This window comes from Kitasatospora sp. NPDC048715, assembly GCF_043198905.1.
GTDB lineage: Bacteria > Actinomycetota > Actinomycetes > Streptomycetales > Streptomycetaceae > Kitasatospora > Kitasatospora lactacystinica.
Genome location: NZ_JBICVH010000010.1, coordinates 274974 through 291677, shown reverse-complemented (window position 1 = coordinate 291677; position 16704 = coordinate 274974). Strand labels below are relative to the sequence as shown.

16 protein-coding genes are annotated in these 16704 nt (G+C 71.6%); 8 read left to right on the top strand and 8 right to left on the bottom strand.

The window, feature by feature from the left end; translation table 11 throughout:
• Positions 1-81: 81 nt before the first annotated feature.
• Genes ACGFSC_RS20835 through ACGFSC_RS20800 form a run of 8 tightly spaced genes read left to right on the top strand, consistent with a single transcriptional unit; the run spans position 82 to position 7008 of the window.
• Complete coding sequence (locus tag ACGFSC_RS20835; RefSeq protein ID WP_359905016.1) at positions 82-996, top strand: aminotransferase class IV; 915 nt, start codon at positions 82-84, stop codon at positions 994-996.
• Positions 993-1667: an HAD family hydrolase gene (locus ACGFSC_RS20830; RefSeq protein WP_359905019.1), complete on the top strand. Its 675-nt coding sequence runs from the start codon at positions 993-995 to the stop codon at positions 1665-1667. Before ACGFSC_RS20835 ends, ACGFSC_RS20830 begins: the two co-directional genes overlap by 4 nt.
• Before the next feature lie 25 nt (positions 1668-1692).
• Complete coding sequence (locus ACGFSC_RS20825; protein WP_359905022.1) at positions 1693-2874, top strand: glycosyltransferase family 4 protein; 1182 nt, start codon at positions 1693-1695, stop codon at positions 2872-2874.
• Entirely contained in the window at positions 2867-3964 is a 1098-nt protein-coding gene (locus tag ACGFSC_RS20820) for a hypothetical protein (protein WP_359905025.1), read from the top strand. The genes ACGFSC_RS20825 and ACGFSC_RS20820 overlap by 8 nt, the downstream gene beginning before the upstream one ends.
• Positions 3961-4761: an inositol monophosphatase family protein gene (locus ACGFSC_RS20815; protein ID WP_359905028.1), complete on the top strand. Its 801-nt coding sequence runs from the start codon at positions 3961-3963 to the stop codon at positions 4759-4761. The genes ACGFSC_RS20820 and ACGFSC_RS20815 overlap by 4 nt, the downstream gene beginning before the upstream one ends.
• Positions 4758-5516: a class I SAM-dependent methyltransferase gene (locus tag ACGFSC_RS20810; protein ID WP_359905031.1), complete on the top strand. Its 759-nt coding sequence runs from the start codon at positions 4758-4760 to the stop codon at positions 5514-5516. The genes ACGFSC_RS20815 and ACGFSC_RS20810 overlap by 4 nt, the downstream gene beginning before the upstream one ends.
• Positions 5513-6460 (top strand): aminoglycoside phosphotransferase family protein, encoded by a 948-nt coding sequence (locus ACGFSC_RS20805; RefSeq protein ID WP_359905034.1) that lies wholly within the window; start codon positions 5513-5515, stop codon positions 6458-6460. The genes ACGFSC_RS20810 and ACGFSC_RS20805 overlap by 4 nt, the downstream gene beginning before the upstream one ends.
• Entirely contained in the window at positions 6457-7008 is a 552-nt protein-coding gene (locus tag ACGFSC_RS20800) for an NUDIX hydrolase (protein ID WP_359905037.1), read from the top strand. The genes ACGFSC_RS20805 and ACGFSC_RS20800 overlap by 4 nt, the downstream gene beginning before the upstream one ends.
• A 116-nt stretch (positions 7009-7124) precedes the next feature.
• On the opposite strand, the gene ACGFSC_RS20795 is transcribed toward ACGFSC_RS20800, so the two are convergent.
• Genes ACGFSC_RS20795 through ACGFSC_RS20760 form a run of 8 tightly spaced genes read right to left on the bottom strand, consistent with a single transcriptional unit; the run spans position 7125 to position 16702 of the window.
• A complete protein-coding gene (locus ACGFSC_RS20795) occupies positions 7125-7379 on the bottom strand; it encodes a hypothetical protein (RefSeq protein ID WP_359905040.1) in 255 nt (84 codons plus the stop codon).
• 11 nt (positions 7380-7390) lie between these two features.
• A complete protein-coding gene (locus ACGFSC_RS20790) occupies positions 7391-8428 on the bottom strand; it encodes a DnaB-like helicase N-terminal domain-containing protein (protein WP_359905042.1) in 1038 nt (345 codons plus the stop codon).
• Positions 8425-9258 (bottom strand): hypothetical protein, encoded by an 834-nt coding sequence (locus tag ACGFSC_RS20785; RefSeq protein ID WP_359905045.1) that lies wholly within the window; start codon positions 9256-9258, stop codon positions 8425-8427. Before ACGFSC_RS20785 ends, ACGFSC_RS20790 begins: the two co-directional genes overlap by 4 nt.
• Positions 9255-10040 carry a DnaB-like helicase N-terminal domain-containing protein gene (locus ACGFSC_RS20780; protein ID WP_359905048.1) on the bottom strand — a complete coding sequence of 262 codons (786 nt, stop codon included), beginning with the start codon at positions 10038-10040 and terminating at the stop codon, positions 9255-9257. The genes ACGFSC_RS20785 and ACGFSC_RS20780 overlap by 4 nt, the downstream gene beginning before the upstream one ends.
• Entirely contained in the window at positions 10037-11848 is a 1812-nt protein-coding gene (locus ACGFSC_RS20775; protein ID WP_359905051.1) for a TraM recognition domain-containing protein, read from the bottom strand. Before ACGFSC_RS20775 ends, ACGFSC_RS20780 begins: the two co-directional genes overlap by 4 nt.
• Positions 11848-13341: a type VI secretion protein gene (locus ACGFSC_RS20770; RefSeq protein WP_359905076.1), complete on the bottom strand. Its 1494-nt coding sequence runs from the start codon at positions 13339-13341 to the stop codon at positions 11848-11850. The genes ACGFSC_RS20775 and ACGFSC_RS20770 overlap by 1 nt, the downstream gene beginning before the upstream one ends.
• Positions 13341-14882 (bottom strand): SCO6880 family protein, encoded by a 1542-nt coding sequence (locus tag ACGFSC_RS20765; protein WP_359905054.1) that lies wholly within the window; start codon positions 14880-14882, stop codon positions 13341-13343. Before ACGFSC_RS20765 ends, ACGFSC_RS20770 begins: the two co-directional genes overlap by 1 nt.
• A complete protein-coding gene (locus ACGFSC_RS20760) occupies positions 14879-16702 on the bottom strand; it encodes a conjugal transfer protein TrbL family protein (RefSeq protein WP_359905057.1) in 1824 nt (607 codons plus the stop codon). Before ACGFSC_RS20760 ends, ACGFSC_RS20765 begins: the two co-directional genes overlap by 4 nt.
• Positions 16703-16704 lie beyond the last annotated feature (2 nt).

The following is a 16704-nucleotide window of genomic DNA, read 5'->3' as shown; positions in this document are numbered from 1 at the left end:
GCGCTCCCCGCGCGGTGCCGGGTGTCCGACCAGGCCGGTCGGCCACCCGGCACCGCCCCCGACCCGGAAGAGAGAAGGACGATGAACGCCAACATCCCCGAACTGATCTGGCACAACGGGAAGGTGCGGCCGTGGGCGGAAGCCACGGTCCACGTCACCAGTGAGACCGCGATGCGGGCGGTGAACGTCTTCGAGGGCCTGCGCGCCTACCGGCAGCCGGACGGTCGCCTGGCCGTCGTGCGGCTGGACGCCCACCTGGAGCGCCTGGAGGCCTCCGCCGCCCTGATGCACATCCCCCACCCCGGCCTCGCCGTCGAACTGCGCGACGGCATCAAGCAGTTGCTCACCGCGCTCGACCCGCAGACCGACGTGTACGTGCGCCCGTCGGTGTACGTGGACACCGGCCGGTACACCGCGGAGCGCACGGAGATGACCACCGACACGATTGTGACCTGCTTCCCGGCGCCGGTGCGGCCCGTCGAGCCGATGCGCTGCATCGTCAGCAGCCGGCGGCGGATCGCGGACGACGCGCTGCCGACCGCCGCGAAGACCGGCGCCGCGTACTCCGGGTTCCGCTTGGCACGCCTTGAGGCGCTGGACAACGGCGCGGACGAGGCGATCCTGCTGAACCAGCACGGGAACGTCGCCGAGACCGGCGGCGCCGCGGTGTTCACCGTGCGGCACGGCCGGATCACCACGCCGCCGCTCACGGACGGCATCCTGCCCAGCATCACCCGCGCCACCGTGCTGGCCCTGGCGCAGCGCCTCAGCATCCCGGCCGCCGAGCAGTCGCTGACCCCCGGCGACCTGCACGGCGCCGACGAGGTCTTCGTCACCGGCACGCTGGACGAAGTCCGCATCGTCGGCCGCATTGACGGCCACCGCCCCCGCCACGGTGACCACCCGATCGGCAGCGTGCTACGCGAGGAGTACCTGGCGATGTGCGCCGGCACCAGGCCCGCGCTCGACAGCTCCTTCCTGGCGGTGATCGCGTGAGGCCCCGGAAGGCGGTGCTGTTCGACATCGGGATGACCTTCATCCACCCCAGCGGGGAGGTGATGAGCGAGGAACTCGCCGCCGTCGGCGCAACCGGCGTCGCCCCGAAGACCGCCGAAGCCGCGCTCGCCACCGCCGCCGAGGCCCACCACCTCGACTTCCCCCAGGGTCTGACCCGGCCCGAGAAGGTCGGCGCCGTGTGGGGTCAACTGCTGGGCGTCGGAGCGGAGACCGGCCGCCGCGCCTGGCAGCGCTGCACCGACCGCACCGACCTGTACCGCGACCTCGACCCGGACGCGGCGGCTGTCCTCGGCGCGGTCCGCGAGCGGGGCCTGGCGGTGGCGGCCGTCTCCAACAGCGACGGCACGCTCGTTGAGGAGCTGGAGCGCTTCGGGCTGCTCGCCTTCTTCGACGTGGTTGTGGACTCGACCCTCACCGGAGTCGAGAAGCCCGAGCCGCCGATCTTCGCCTCCGCGCTTGGCCAGCTCGGCTGCGCGCCCACCGACGCGCTGTTCGTGGGCGACGGCTTGATCAACGACATCTTCGGCGCCTGGCGGGCCGGCATCACCGACACCGTCCTCTACGACCGCCACCGGGTCTACCGGGAATTGCCGGTGCCCGTGATCACCGCCCTGCCCCAGCTCCTGAACCACCTGCCCGCCACCGCCTGACCGACTCCGAGACCGGAGGAACAACATGCACGTCGGATTGGTCAGCACCACCTACCGCCCGCGCCGTGGCGGCCTGGAGACCCACGTCACCACCCTCGCCGAACACCTCGCCGGAGCCGGCCACCAGGTGACCGTCCTCACCAACCGCGACTCCCCGGACCAGCCCGCCGACACCTGGGAGAACGGGGTGCGGGTGCTGCGCGGCGGCGCGCTGCTCCAGCCGCCCGACCCCAACGCGGTGCCGTGGGAGCGCGGCCTGTTCGCCGTTCTGGACGACTTCGCCCCGCTCGCCGACGCGCAGGTGGATGTCGTCCACACCCACACCCAGGCCGCGCTGCTGCTGACGCACATGTCGGGGCTCGCCGAGACGGTGCCCGTCGTCGCCTCGTTCCACGAGACCCGGCCGGAGACGGAGCCCGGCGGCTGGCCGCGTTCCCGCTTCGTCGCCAGGACCTGCCCGCCCACGCTGGTGCTGGCCGGCAGCCTGGCGTTCGCCCGGCAGGCCGCGAGTTTCGGGTACCCGGCCGAGCGCATCCGCACCGTCCACCTCGGCGTGCCTCACCGGCCGCGCGTCCACGACCGCCGGGCCGCCCGGCACTTCCTCGCCCAGGCCACGGGCGTACCCAGCGACGGCCTCCTGATCGCCCTCACCGGCCGCTACACCCCCCGCAAGGCCCAGCACCGGCTGCTGGACGCCTACGAGCTGATGGCCACCCGCGCCGACTGCCGCCTGGTGCTACTCGGTTCCACCAACGGCTCCGACACCGCTTACCTCCACCACGTGGCTGAGCGGGCGGCTCGCCATGGTGACCGGGTCACGCTCCTGACCGACCAGGAGGACACAGTGCGTGACCTGCTCGCCGAGGCCGCCGACCTGGTCACCCAACCCAGCACCGCCGAGGGCCTCGGGTTGGCCTGCATAGAATTCATGCAGCACGGCGCCCCGGCCGTCGTCAGCGACATCGACGGCCTCACCGAGGTGGTCACCCGCGACGCCGGGCGCATGGTCGACACCGCCGACCCCGCCGCCTACGCCGCCGCGCTGGACGAGCTCGCCGCCTCCGCCACCCTGCGGGCCCACGCGGGCCGGGCCGCCGCCGACCGCGCCACCCGATACTTCGGCATGGCCCGCAGCGTCGCCAACACCACCTCCGTCTACAGCGAGGCGATCAACGCCGCCCGCCCCGTGGGAGCGGCCCGTGTCTGAGCAGCTGCCCACCCTCGGCATCTGGGGCCCTGGCGAGCGCGACAAGAGCGGCGTCGCCGGGTACATCACCCAGTCCCTGCCCCACCTCGCCCGGCACTTCACCACCCGCCGGATCGCCGGGCCCGGCATCGACCCGGCCACCTTCGACCACGTCCTCTACCATCTGGGCAACAACGCCCTCCACCACGGCGCGTTCCGCGCGCTGGCAGCCCGGCCCGGTACGGTCCTGCTCCACGAGTACAACAACCTGGACTACTACTACGAGGCGTGGGACCAGCTGCCCGCCGCCGAGCAACAAGCCGTCCTGACCCGCGTCTCCGCCGCGGTCGGCACCCACCTGGACACCCGGGCCGCCATGGAGCGGTACTTCGCAGAGCACCCGCACGTCGACCGCTACAGCCTCAACGCCCGCATCGAGGACCTGGCGATCAAAGCGGCCACCCGCGTCCTCGTCCACTCCCCACTGCTGGCCGAGCACCTCGCCGACCGCCACAGGTCGGTCGACATCCGGCACCTGCCCTTCCCCGTCGAACCGCTCACCCCCGTGGCCGGCACCCGCGCCCGCCACGGCCTTCCCGAGCGGTCGTTCATCTTCGCCACCTTCGGGTTCCTCGGCGCCTACAAGCGCATCCCCATCCTGCTCGACGCCTGGCGGAACTGGACCGACCGCCCCGCCGCCGCCCTGCTCCTGCTCGCCGGAGAGGCCCGCGACGGCCTCACCGTCCCGGACGACCCCACCATCCGCCACACCGGCTACCTCCCCGACGCCGAGTTCAACGCCCTGCTGCTCGCCGCGGACTGCGGCATCCAACTGCGCGGCCCCTGGCTGGGCGAGACCTCCGGACCGGCCAGCGCCCTGATCGCCCACCGGCGCCCGACCATCCTCAGCGACATCCCCGGCATGCACCCCCGCCACCCCGAGGAGACCCACCTCCTCGTCGGCCAGGGCGAGCACGAGACCACCGACCTGATCGACGCGATGCGCACCCAGTACCACCGGCCACGCACCCCGGCCGCCTACGACCCCGCGTTCTCCTGGCAGGCGTGGGGCGAGCACATCGCCGCCGCGCTGACGGGGGGCCCGCGGTGACGACCCTGACCCAGCCCGCGTACTGGTCGCGCAGCCTGGTCGCCGCCGTGGACCAGGCCGCCGCCCGCCTGCTGAGTACCTGGCCGGGCGCCGGCATGACCGGTCCCGAGGACGTACGCCGCAAGGCGGACGGCACGCTCGTCTCCGCCGCCGACACCGACGCCGAACAGATCCTCGTCAAGGCGATCACCAGCTTCGACCCCACCGGCCTGATCGTCACCGAGGAAAACCCCGACACCCACCACCCCCGCTCCACCAGCCGCGCGCTGACCTGGTACATCGACCCGCTCGACGGAACCCGCCAGTACCTCGACGGCTCCACGGACTTCGCCGTTCTCGTCAGCGCCTGGCGCGGCAGCACCCCCGAGTTCTCCGTCGCCTCCTTCCCCGCCGCGGGCGTGCTCGCCGTCGCCGACCGCGACCAGGCGACGTTTCGCCCCGTCCCCCAACCGCCCGACCAGCGCCCCGTCCACGCCTGCTACTTCGAGCCGGCCGGACTGCGGGAGCGGCTGCCCGCCGGAACACCTCTGCGGGTCGACGCCTTCGAGTCCACCCGGGCGCTCACCGAAGTGGCCCGGGGCACCGCCGCCGGAGCCGTCGCGGAAATGTGCGGCCACCGGGCCTGGGACATCGCCGCCTGCTGCCACCTCCTCACCGCCACCGGCCGCCACATCACCGACGAGCACGGCCACCCGGTCCGCTTCGACGGCCCCGACGTCACCGCCCGCTACCTCGTCGCCGCCGACACCCGCGACCTGCACTCCCTCCTGCTGACCACCCTGGAGCCCACGCCGTGAACGACACCGCCCTCGTGACCGCCCCCGACGACTGGGCCGACCGCTTCTTCGATCCCGGCTTCGAGGAGACCTTCCGTGCCCTCGGCAAGTACGACAGCACCCAGTCCGACCTCGACGCCCTCTGTGCCAAGGACTTCATGACCCCTGGCACCCGGGTCCTCGACGTCCCCTGCGGCTTCGGCCGGCACACCGGCCCCCTCACCGCCCGCGGACTCCACGTCACCGGCATCGACGCCTCGCCCCACCAGATCGCCCGCGCCCGCACCCTCCACCCCGGCGCCGACTTCCACCAGGCCGACATGTGCAACCCCCCGCCCGGCGCGTTCGACGTCGTCCTCAACCTGTGGACCAGCTTCGGCTACCTCAACACCCCTGCCGACGACCTCGCCGCCCTCACCGCCTGGGCAGGCGCCCTCAAACCCGGCGGCCACCTCGTCATGGAACTGACCACCCGCGAGCGCGCCGAACACGAGAACCGGCACGGCACGGAACCCATCAGCACCAAAACCGTCACGAACAACGGGGTCACCGAGAGCGCCTGGTACGACTGGGAGGCCAAGCACGCCCACGTCACCTACACCCGGCCCGGCTGGTCCGCGACCTGCCGCACCCGCATGTACTCCCGACCCGAACTCGAAGACGCCCTGCACCAGGCCGGATTCGCCGTCGTCTCCTTCGCCGGGGACTTCACCGGCGGCCCCGTCCGCCCCGAGAACCGCACCGTCGTCACCGCCATCACCCGGAGCACGCCGTGATCACCCGCCGAGACGCCAGCAGCATCACCGCCGAAGCCGAGAACCAGCTCCTCGCCGCCCGCGGACTCACCCCCGCCGACCTGATCGCCGCCGGCACCGAAGCCCGCGTCTACGCCCTCGGCCACGACCAGGTCCTCAAGGTCTACGCCGACCCCGACCAGCGCCAGGCACTGGAGACCATCGCCGACCTCTACCGGCGCTTCGACCGCAGCACCGTCCCCTTCGCCCTGCCCGAGATCCAGAACATCGAGCAGCACGGCCCCCTGCTGGCCGTCACCGAGACCCGCCTGCCCGGCACCCCGATGGGCGACGCCCTCGACCTCACCAACCCGGCCACCGAACACGCCTACCTGACCGCCGTCCGCGACTTCACCGACCTGCGCCTGACCACCCCGCTCGACCGGCGCATGCTCCTCGACCCCGACCCGGCCCACCAGGGCGAGGACTGGCACGCCTTCCTCCTCCGCCTCCTCGGACAGAAACTCCCGAAGGTGCTCGCTGATCTGCGCCTCGACGTTCCCGCCGTCGACAGCATCACCGACCGGCTCACCGCGCGGCTCGCCCGCCCCTACACCGGGCCCGAAGGCGTCATCCACGGCGACCTCTACCCGGACAACATCCTCGTCGCCGACGGCAAGGTCAGCGCCGTCATCGACCTCGGCACCTTCACGCTGCTCGGAGACCCGCTCTACGACCTCGCCGGGGCCTGTGCCTACTACCGGATGTACGACGAAGACCGCGTCGACGTCCGCAACCGCCTTCTTGCCGCCGCCGCCGAGGACCTCCCCGCCGACCGGCGCGACGACCTCGCCGCCCACCTGCACACGATCGCGCTGCTCAGCTGCGACCTCTACCCCGAGCAGGACAAGCACATCCGCGACACCGGCCACTACCAGTGGGCCGCCGACGTCCTCAACACCTCGACCGACTGGAAGGGCCGATGACCAGCTTCCTGCCCGAGCCCGACCCGGAGCGCGGCAACTGGCTCCCGCCCGCGGAGTTCATCGCCACCCTTCCCCGGGCGACCGCGTACGCCTCGCTGTACATCACCGACCGGCAGGGGCTTCCGGTGCTGCTCAACTCCTCGGTGTACAAGCCCGACAAGGGCCAGATCTGGCAGTTCCCGGGCGGCCAGATGGATCCCGGCGAGACCCCGCGCGAAGCTGCGGTCCGCGAGACCCGGCAGGAGACCGGCCTCACGTTGACGTGCGGCCGGCTGCTGGCCATCCACTTCCTCCCGCCCGAACCGACCTGGCCCGCGAACAAGTTCGGCCTGATCTTCGAAGGCGACACGCTCAGCCCCGAGCAACTCGCGGCGATCCACCTCGACCCCGCCGAACACAGCGAATGGGCTGCCCGCCCAGTCGAGGACTGGACCGACGTTCTCAACCCGCGGAGCATGGACCGCCTTCGCCAGGTCGATGGCGCTGCCCGCTCCGGGACGACGGCCTACATCGAACACACCCGGAGCAGCTTCATCGACTACATCTGACAGTGCGCGAGCAACTTGATGCCTTCGCCCCACGCTGATCCTTCAGGAATGGGTGCGTCTCGGGGACCAGCACGTCCTTGGTGGGGTGTGAGGGCACCTGCCTGCGGCACACGCCCTCACACCCCGCTGCTACTACGCCGAACGGCTTGGTCAGCAAGTCGCATGTTCGCCTGCATGAGATCCAGTCCAGCGGCGACGTCCGCTCTGGTGACTTCCCACCAGCCTGTCCGGTCGAAGATCCACCAGGATTCCCGATAACGGGCGAAGTCGCGGATTGTCTCGCTGAGGAAGTGAGCGGTGCCGTCCGCGAGGGCGGCGTCCATGAGGGCGTGGCTGAGGTCGGCCAGCGTGCCCGCTTCGGAGTTGGTCATCTTGGTCCCCCTCACGGCCGGATGTTCGGCTGGATGCTGGGGGCCTGCTGCACCGGCGGCGGTTGCAGGAGCGGCGCCGGCTCCACCTGGGGAGTCGACGTGGCGGCCCTGACGCTCAGGTCCGCCTTGGGCTCCACCCCGGGAGTCCGGGAGGTGACGTCGACGGCGGCGAAGTCCGTGGCGAGCTTCGTCCGGATGTCCTCGGCCATCATCTCCCCCGACAGTTCGACAGCGGCACCGACGACGACGGCGGTGGCAGCGAGCCGAGCGAGGTAGTCGGGGCGTCGTTCCTCGACGTTCACCTCCACCGTCACCTCGTACGCCTGGGGGTCCTGCTGGTAGACCTCCCACTCGACTGTCAGTTGGTCGACCGGCTCGCCCCGTTCGGCCACGACCACGATGGCCTCGTAGACCTCTCGGCGCGGGCCTTCCTCGAACACCTCGGGGTACAACCAGCTGCCAACCTCCCGGACCTGCTCCGGGTGTTGGAGAAGCTCTGCGAGCACGGCGTCCTGACGCTCAAGACGGACGTCGACCCGGACCTCTTGCTCTCCGGACGTCCTCGCCCGGGGCTCGTACGGCGCGGGGGCCGGCTCGTTGATCCTGGCCACCGGAACCGTCTGCTCGGTGCGCCGCATCGCCTGGGCGAGGCGGTCGAGCACCGGGTCCGGCCCGCGCAGGCCCGGGGAGGTCGTCCGGAGCCGGTCGACGTGAAGGGCGAGGTCTCGGCGTACGGCGGCCTCTTGGACCATGCGGGCGTAGCTGGCGATGTTGCGAGGCTGCGGCGCGGAGTCGGCGAGGCGACGCAGGTAGTCCGCGTTGACCCCGCTGATGGCCGTGCGCTGGGCGATCAGCTCCGGCAACCGGTCGGCCGTCGCCGTCGGGGCGCTGGTGCGCGACTCGATCAGTGCGGCCAGCAGGGCACGGTGGGTCGGGTGGGCCATGCGGTCGGGAGTGAGGTAGGAGATGTCGTCCAGGCGCTGGCGGTCGCGTAGTGCGGCACCGACGACGGCCTGCTCGGCACGGAGCACGAGTTCGGGGTGGGTCATCGGTTCGTCCTCGACTTCGTTCCGGTGGTGGCTTCGCGGTAGCGGCGGGCGGCATCGTCCGCGGCGGCCATCCGGGCGGCGGCGTCTTCGAGGCGCTCCAGGAGCTCCTCGTTGACGACGCGCAGCCAGGCGCCGTCGATGTCGATCGCCCACCAGGCGTCGGCGAACCTCACGTACTCGGGGATGCCGGGGCTGATCGGCGTGGCGAGGCCGCGGGCCCGGGCGTCGTCCATCTGGGCGGCGGTGAGCCGGTCCGGGCTTCCGGCTTCGGCGGTGTCGGCGTGGGCGGCGAGCAGGCGGCTGGGGATGCCGGCCCAGGCGTCGGCGCCGGTCCACCGTTCTTGGAGCTTCGGGGAGTCGGCGGCCCGGAACTCGGGGCTTCGGTGCCCGGTTCGGCAGGCCGTGGCGTAGACGGCGGTCGCGTTGGCCACCACGGTGCGCAGCTCGGTGTGCCAGTAGCGGGCTGCCTGGCCGACCTGTTGCTCCGGGGCAGCGCCGTAGATCTCTTCCCGCCAGACCTTGAGCGCCCACAGCTCTTCGATCAGACCGGGGTGCTCCGCCCAGCACTGCGGCAACCTCGACTCCACGGCCAGTTCGTAGCGGTCGTGGAGCCAGGTCACCCAGTCGCAGAGGCCGCCCCAGGACGCAATGCGTTCGGGGCCGGTCATGGTGTGCCACTCGACCAGCCGGGTGCGGGGGCTCGCCTCGGTCGCGGTCTGCTGGGTACCGGTGGCCGTCCCGGGGGTGGCGCGGCCCCCACGGGACCGGCGAATTCGGGCGCGCGGGCGGTGCTTGACCCTGCCGATCGGCGTGATCGCGGGCTCGGTCATGGCTGATCCTGGAGCTGGGCTGGCAGGTGCGGGATGACCACGGCGGAACCGTCCAGGTGCTCGGTGTGCTGGTGCCTCGTGTCCGTACGGCGGGAGGCCGATGCGGCTTTCCAGTCGGCCATCACGAGGTGCACGGCGGCGTCGAGTGCTTCGATCGACGTGCTCGGGGTGAGCATGAGCCGCCGCAGGTAGGCGGGGATGTTCATGGTGTCGGCGACCAGTTGCGCGAGGCGGGGAGAGAGCTCTTCGGTGCTCCGGCGCACGCGCTCCTCGACGGCGGCAGGGGTGACCGGTTTCGCGTCTGCGTGCAGCGCGAGCATCGCCTCGTAGAGGCCGTAGCGGACGTGGGTGGTGAAGGTGTCCACCGGCACCCACTTGCCGAAGTCGTTCAGCTCACGCGGGCGCTGGGTGAGGTAGGCGAGCACCAGGTCCTCGTGGTCCGCGCGCGCCGGGCGCCAGTCGCTGAGGGCCACGAACGGGCCGTCGGTGAGCGCGCGGTGCTCGGCCCATTCGTCCGTGGCCCAGGAGGCGGGGACGACCTCCTGGTAGCCGGGGCTGAACACGGAGATCACCGGAGCTCCGGTGCGGTCCGCTCCGGCGTGGTAGAGCGCGCCGTCGATTCCGCGCACCGGCCCGCTCCACCGCAGGGTGTAGTCGGTCGAGGGCTCGGGGCGGCGGAGCAGGCCCTGGTGGTGCCGCTGGTCGAAGCGCGACTCCCAGCGCCGGTCGGCGTCGGTGTGCGCCTCGACGTGGTGTCCGCTCCATGCGGGTCGGGGGGTCACGCGGCGGCCTCGATGGGGTCGAGTTCGCCCGCGCGGTACCGCTTCGACCACTCGTTGCTCTCCTCGTACAGCTTGCGGTCGGGGCTCTCGTAGTGGCGCTGCATGCGGACCTTGGTGATGGGGGTGGTGGCGTGGATGACCAGGGCTTCGCGCTTCTCCTCGTCGAGGGTGCGGATCTCGTCGGGGGTGACGGTCTTGCGGTCCTGGAGGGTGGTCTGCATCGTGGTGCCCTGGGCGCCGCTCTGGTAGGTCGTCAGGGACTCGCGGTAGATGCCGGCCAGCTTGGAGAACTCTTCGAGTTCGTCGCCGCCGAGGCCGCCGAGGGCGATCTTGACGGTGGAGCTGCCCCAGAGCATTTCGGCCCCTTCGCGGCCCCAGACCTTGCGGGCCTGAGCCATGTTCTGGAGCACCGCGACGGTGAAGATGCCCGAGCCGCCGGCGAAGGACATCAGGTCGGGGAGGTTGGGCAGCGGGGTGACGTTGGCGACCTCGTCCAGCAGCGCTCCCATCGGCGGGTCGAGTCGGCCGCCGGGCGACCGGTCGGCAAGGCGCTTGGCCGTGCCGAAGACCTCGGAGACGAAGGCGGAGATCAGGGGGGCGAGCGCGGTGGCCTCTTCCTTGTCCACGAGCAGGTAGATGGTGCCGTTGCTCCGCAGCCACTCCTCGATGTCGATACCGTTGCCGGCCTTGGGGACGAAGGTGGCGCGGGCCAACGGCGAGAACAGAGGCGTCAGCGCGGTCTGCACGGTGGCGAAGAGGTTCGCCCTGGTGTCGCCGGGATTGCGGTAGAGGCCGTCAAGCATTTCGGCGACGCCGGGTTCCGCGCGGCGGGACTCGGCGAGCAGCTTGATCGGTTCTTCGATGTGGGCGTTGAAGCCCCACCGGAGGACGTCCTCCATGCTGCGGCCGGTGATCGCCGCGGCGTGCAGCCAGCCGGCCAGCAGGCTCGTTGCGGTGGCACCGAAGAAGCCGGCACCGGAGGAATCGGTGGTCTCGCTCTTGCCGATCTTGACCATGAGGTCGGCCCGCTGCATCGCCTTGCCGAAGTCCTCGCAGCCGCTGGCGGGCGACCACTGCACCTGGTCCGGCCAGTCGACCATGCCGGTCGGCACCATCGCCAGGGCCGGACCGCGGCGGCGCCGGATCAGCGCGGTCGCGTCGAGCACGTCGCCTCGGACGCTGGTGATCAGCATCGGGCCGTGCCACGCCTTGATCCACGGAATGATCACCTGGCTCGTCTTGCCCTGACGCGGGGCGGCCAGCATCAGCACCGAGTTCTCGACGACCACCCACAGCAGCATCCCCGCCAGGGTGCGGCCGAGCTGAACCGCGACGTCGTCGGTGGTGATCCGGCGGCCCTTGAGGGAGGGCCGGACGATGGGCCCGCGCTTGACCGCCGCCGCGGCGGACAGGGTCTTCGACAGCTGGGCGGCGGAGGCGAAGCCGCGCACCGACCGCGTGCGGCGCAGGCGTCGTACGGCGAAGGCCCCGGCCGTGAGCATCGCGCAGGCGACGATGGCGGCGGCAACGGCGAAGCCGGCCGGGCCGGGCAGGCCGCGGCGGACGGACTCGGGCCAGGCCGCTCTCGGGTCGTCCAGGTGATGGGGGATCTGCTTGGCGACGGCGAAGGCGTCGCCGAACGGGACGGCCGGCCAGGTGGCGTGGGTGATCAGCCCGGCGACCTGGCCGGTGGCCCAGGTCCCCACGGTGACGGTGACCACCACGATGATCAGCAGTACGATCAGGTAGTCCGCCGGGCCGTCCAGCACCGGCCGCCGCGCGACCGTGGCGTTCGAGGCAGAGGCCATCACACGGCCATTCGCTCGTTGGTGTAGTACAGCTGCCTCTCGACCGGACTCAGAATGGTCTGGACCACGTGGCTGGAGTTCCGGCCGATCTTCCAGATCGCGCGGCCGATCTGCTCACCCGACCAGCTGGCGATGTGCGCGCACTCGGTGTCGGTCAAGCCGATCACGTCGCGCGTCATGGCCAGGGGCGCGGTGTCCTGGCGCAGGCAGATCCGCACGTCACAGCTGGAGATCAGGTTGCGGGCGATGCTGACCTCTTCGCTGCCCTGGGCGCCGACCGCCTCGAAGTCGGACAGACGGTGCGTGCTCAAGACCTGGATCGTTCCCTGGGCTCGCGAGAGCCGCAGGTCCGAGTCGAGCTTGCGGATCATGGCCGGCACGCGCATCGCGCGCCACAGCTCGTCACGCACGACCAGGCGCACGGGCCCGCCCGGCTCGTCGATTGCGGCCTGCCCCCAACTCGACACACAGGCGAGAGTCATGGCCACGGTCTCGTCGCCGCGGCCGTCGATCCGGGACAGGTCCACGGTCTGGATCGGCGCGCCGAAGTCGGGTCGGACGGTGGTGGTTCCGTCGAACAGGCCGCTGAGGGAACCTCGGACCATGTTGCCGAGGGCGTCGGCGGCCGGGCGGATCATCTCCCGCAGTTCGGTCACGTCGGTACCGCGGACGCGCAAGTCCTGGGCCATCTCGGGCAGCGGGTCGCGCAACAGGGCCCAGACCTGCGGGATCGTCGGGTCGGCGAGGTAGCTGGCGCCGGCGGCCTGGCCGGAGGCGTGCTGGATGGCGAGGGAGAGGGCGGCTTCCTCGGTAGGTGTGAGGTTGCGGCCGAGCCGCATGACCAGCAGGGAGGAGAGCAGGGTGATCCGTCGGCGGTGGACTTCGTCCAGGCGCTCGCGCAGTTCCTCCGGGTCGGTGGGCAGGTTGCTGCCGAGCGGGCCGGCGTCCAGCGGGTTGAGCCTGTTCCGCAGCCCCGGGCCGAGCTCGACCGGCTCGACGCCGAACGCCCTCGCGAGCCCGGCGTACTCGTTCTTGATGTCGCCCAAGATGAACGATCGGACGCCGTAGGCGGCCAGGCGGGTCACCAGGGCCTTGATCGTCGCGCTCTTGCCGGTGCCGGGGACGCCGGTGATCAGCAAATTAGGATTTGTGATCAACCCGCGGTGGAGCCACTCGATCGGATGGCAGGCGAAGGCGCCGCCGGACAGGCAGTCGACACCGATGTAGGCACCGGCCGCGGGCATGGAGGCGCCGTAGAGCCAGGGGTACAGCCCCTGGACCTGGCCGGTGCTGCCTCGGAAGACCGGGACCTGGGGCATCCTCGGTGCGCGCCCGGCGAACGGGCGGGCGTGGCCGCGCCGTGGCGCGACGGGTTCCCGGCGCTGCTTCGGCGCCTTCCGCGCCGCAGGCTTCGGCGCCACCGGGGCCGGGCGGCCGAGCACGTCGGTGAGGTCGAGGACGGGGAGCTCGGTGGTGGGTCGGCGACGGAACATCACGCCGCCCGCTTCTTGGGCAGGCCCATGCCGACCGGCAGCGCGCCGACGGCGAACCCGATGTCCTGGGTGAGCCACATCCGCTGGAGCTCGATGCTGCCGCTGTTGGCGTCGGCCAGGAGCTCGCTGCACGCGTCTTCGAGGTCTGCGGGGTCCGTGACGGTGACGGTGCAGTACGCGGTGTAGCGGACCGTGCCGTGGCCGGCGGCGCGCTCCTGGTCCTGGGCCTCGGCGCGGCGCAGCGCCTGCTTCTCGTGCTCCGGGATGATCTGGCCGGTCTTGTGCCGCATGCTGACGGCGACCTCGCGGGCGGTGCGCTCCTGCATGATCTCGCGCTCGGCGGCGCGCGGGCTGCGGGGCTCGATGTGCATGTTCAGCGTCCGGCGGTACTTGCCTTCGCCCAGCAGAGGAGCAAGTGCGGTCGAGAACACCTTGTTCTTCGGCCAGCTGTTGACGGAGAAGGTCACCGACACCGCTCCGTCGTGCTCGTACCGGCCGCGCCAGCTGTGGGCGGCGGACGGACCGGCCGCTGCCGGGTCCACTCCTGCCTCGAAGGGGACCTCGTCGCCACGGAGCACGGCGGCGGTGGCCGCTGCCCGTCGCTCTGCGAGCATCCGGCTGGAGTCCGGGTCGAACGCGGTCCTCATGACCTCGGCCAGTTCGCGGGGGTTGAGCCAGCTCTCGACCTGGAGGTCCGCGGAAGCGATCGAGGATGTCATGGCCCGAAGGTTGCGGACCAGGACGGCGGCGGCTCCGGCGTCACCGCCGCCCGCCGCCTTGATGGGGCCGGCGGCACGGGCGGCGGCCATCGTGATCGCCAGGTACGCCTCCCGCTGGCTGGTGGCCAGGGTGGCGGTGGACAGCAGCGACTTGGTGACATCGACCGCGACGGCGGGCGCCTCGGTGGCAACGTGGTCGCTGTGCCAGCGCTGGAGAGCGGCACCGGATTCCGGGACGATGCGCTGGAGCGCCTGAATTCGGATGATCGGATTGCCCTCGGTGCACTGGGCTTTGAGCAGCGCACCCCAGCTGGCAACCCGCTGGTCGCGCCTGCTGGAGTCGGCCAGGCCGATGCCGGGGAAGCGCACCCGGGCGACCGCCGTGTACGTGCGGTCGAGCTGGTGGTGGATCACGGCGATCGGGGCGCCGCTGCCCCCGTCCGCTTCGAGGATCGCCAGCGGGGCGAGGATGCCGGGCAGGTCCATCTTCGGCTCGTCCGTCTCAGACGTACGGGGCGCGAAGGCACCGGAGAGGAAACGATTCTGCCCGCGGAAGCGGAGGATTTCGAAGGACACTGCGGCGACCGACCATTCATCGACTGTGCGGCCGGCGATCCGGACGAACGCGAGTAGGAAGAGGACAAACGACAGGGGCCAGGTCACGAGACCGGCCTGGACGTGCGAGATGGCGAACGGCCAGATCACGGCGAGGATGCCGACGCCGAGCATGGCGGCTCGTTGGGCCGAGAGGCCGAACAGGAAGGCGACCTTCTCCTGCTGCCACCCGAAGTACGTGCGGGTGGGAGCGGTCTCGATGCTCATGACTTGTCCCCTCCTTCGGAGTGGTCAGGGCGGGTGGTCTTGGCAGGCGGCGCGGTGGGGCGCTCGACCGGGGCGTTCTGAGCGCGGGGCGCACCCGGGCGGTCCGCCGGGGCAGGTGCGGGAGCGGGACGATCGGGGGTCGGCTCGGGACGTGGGCCAACAGGTGGTTGGCTGGCCTGGAGCGGGGCCGCCCCGGAGGCGGGCCGGCTCGTGGCGGCCGGGGTCTGGACGGGCGCCGCGGTGCTGGGTGCGGACGGCGCGCTGCCGGGCTCGCCGGGCTGGGGCGCCCGCAGCGGAGGGCCCTGTACAGGACGGCCCTGCGGTGCCGGCTCGGACGGAGAGGCCGCGGTCGGCGTGGCACCGGCGGGCGGTCCCGCTGGTACCGGGGGCATCTCGATGGTGGGCGGGTCACTGCGCGGAGTACCGGCGACCGGCAGGTCCGGGGTGGTCTCCTGGAGTACCTGCTGGTGATCGGCCTGCGGGCTGGCCGGTCCCGCCGGCTCGGCCTGCGGCTCCTGCTGGTCCGACCAGTCCGGCGTCGGCTGGTCCGGAAGCAGTCCGCTGGCGGTGGGCAGCGGAGCGCCCGCGTGACGGTTGACGTACCCAGCCGGCTGCGCCGCGTACGGGTTCGCGCCTTGCACTCCCGCATGGCCGGCCATCTTCTCCATACCTCCGGCCAAGCTGTTGACGGCCATCTGCGCGGCCCGCACTCCTGCGGCGGCGATCATCCCGACCGGGCCCGCTGCGGCGGCGGCCCCTCCGGCACCGGCGCCTCCGGCAGCCGCCCCCGCTCCGCCGGAGGCTGCTCCCCCGGCAGCGCCTCCGCCCTTGCTGGCGAAGCTGCTCATCGTGCGGCTGGCGCTCTCCTGCCCGAAGGAGTCCGGGGAGGCACCGGTCGGCGCTCCGCCTGGGGCGCTGAGCCGACCTCCGGCGAAGCCGAGCAGAGCGGCAAGACCAGCGCCGCCGCCGACCTGGACGCTGGCGAACGTGAAGAACCGTGCGATGGCCGGCCACGCCAGGGCCGCGAGCAGCAGGATGAGCATTCCCGACAGGGTCGTCTGGAGGTCCTTCGAGTCGCCCGCGACGTTGAAGCCGAGGGCGAAGACCAGCGCGATGACCGGCTTGAGGATGATCAGCTGGACGGTGGAGGAGACCAGCTTGGACCACCAGCTCTTGGTGGAGTCGGACACCTGCCCCACCGCGCTGATCGGCGAGGTGGCGATCAGCACGGCGATCGCGGCGTTGCGCAGCAGCATCTCGAACCAGAGCACCAGCGTCAGCAGGATGCCGATGATGGCGATGATCAGCAGGAGCGAGGCCGCGGTCCCCGGCGTGTAGGAGACCAGTTTGGCGATCTTGTCGCTGAGCGCCTGCTGCCCGCCGAGGGAGTTGTCGACGATGTACTTGGTCAGTTCGTCGCTCGCCACCAACGCCGTGGAGGAGACGATCAGCGTGAGCATGAACGCGAGCGCGGCCTTCCCGACACCCACGGCGGCGGTGGCCAGCGGGCGGCCGTCGTGGGTGATCACCGTCCGGATGACCTGGACGATGACCAGTAGGCAGGCGACGAGGCCCGCGATGCCGAGGGATATCGCGTAGACGCTGCGTATGCCGTTGCTGGCGAGGTCGACGGGCGGGATCTTGACGAAGGCCGTGGCGAACGTCTTGAGCAGCTCGGTCGCGGCGTCCGCGAAGCTCTTGCAGATCGACTCCCATGCGCTGCTCGCCACGCTGGTGGTGGCGTCGCCAACGAGGCCGCCGAGGATGGTGTCGCTGGGTCCGGGGATGCAGTCGAGGGGACTGGTCAGGCCGCAGGGCATGC

What these genes read in the sequence shown, in the direction of transcription:
- ACGFSC_RS20770 (WP_359905076.1), bottom strand. Translation starts at nt 13,341, where the DNA reads ATGTTCCGTCGCCGACCCACCACCGAGCTCCCCGTCCTCGACCTCACC.
- ACGFSC_RS20795 (WP_359905040.1), bottom strand. Translation starts at nt 7,379, where the DNA reads ATGACCAACTCCGAAGCGGGCACGCTGGCCGACCTCAGCCACGCCCTC.
- ACGFSC_RS20790 (WP_359905042.1), bottom strand. Translation starts at nt 8,428, where the DNA reads ATGACCCACCCCGAACTCGTGCTCCGTGCCGAGCAGGCCGTCGTCGGT.
- ACGFSC_RS20825 (WP_359905022.1), top strand. Translation starts at nt 1,693, where the DNA reads ATGCACGTCGGATTGGTCAGCACCACCTACCGCCCGCGCCGTGGCGGC.
- ACGFSC_RS20785 (WP_359905045.1), bottom strand. Translation starts at nt 9,258, where the DNA reads ATGACCGAGCCCGCGATCACGCCGATCGGCAGGGTCAAGCACCGCCCG.
- ACGFSC_RS20775 (WP_359905051.1), bottom strand. Translation starts at nt 11,848, where the DNA reads ATGGCCTCTGCCTCGAACGCCACGGTCGCGCGGCGGCCGGTGCTGGAC.
- ACGFSC_RS20765 (WP_359905054.1), bottom strand. Translation starts at nt 14,882, where the DNA reads ATGAGCATCGAGACCGCTCCCACCCGCACGTACTTCGGGTGGCAGCAG.
- ACGFSC_RS20760 (WP_359905057.1), bottom strand. Translation starts at nt 16,702, where the DNA reads ATGCCCTGCGGCCTGACCAGTCCCCTCGACTGCATCCCCGGACCCAGC.
- ACGFSC_RS20835 (WP_359905016.1), top strand. Translation starts at nt 82, where the DNA reads ATGAACGCCAACATCCCCGAACTGATCTGGCACAACGGGAAGGTGCGG.
- ACGFSC_RS20800 (WP_359905037.1), top strand. Translation starts at nt 6,457, where the DNA reads ATGACCAGCTTCCTGCCCGAGCCCGACCCGGAGCGCGGCAACTGGCTC.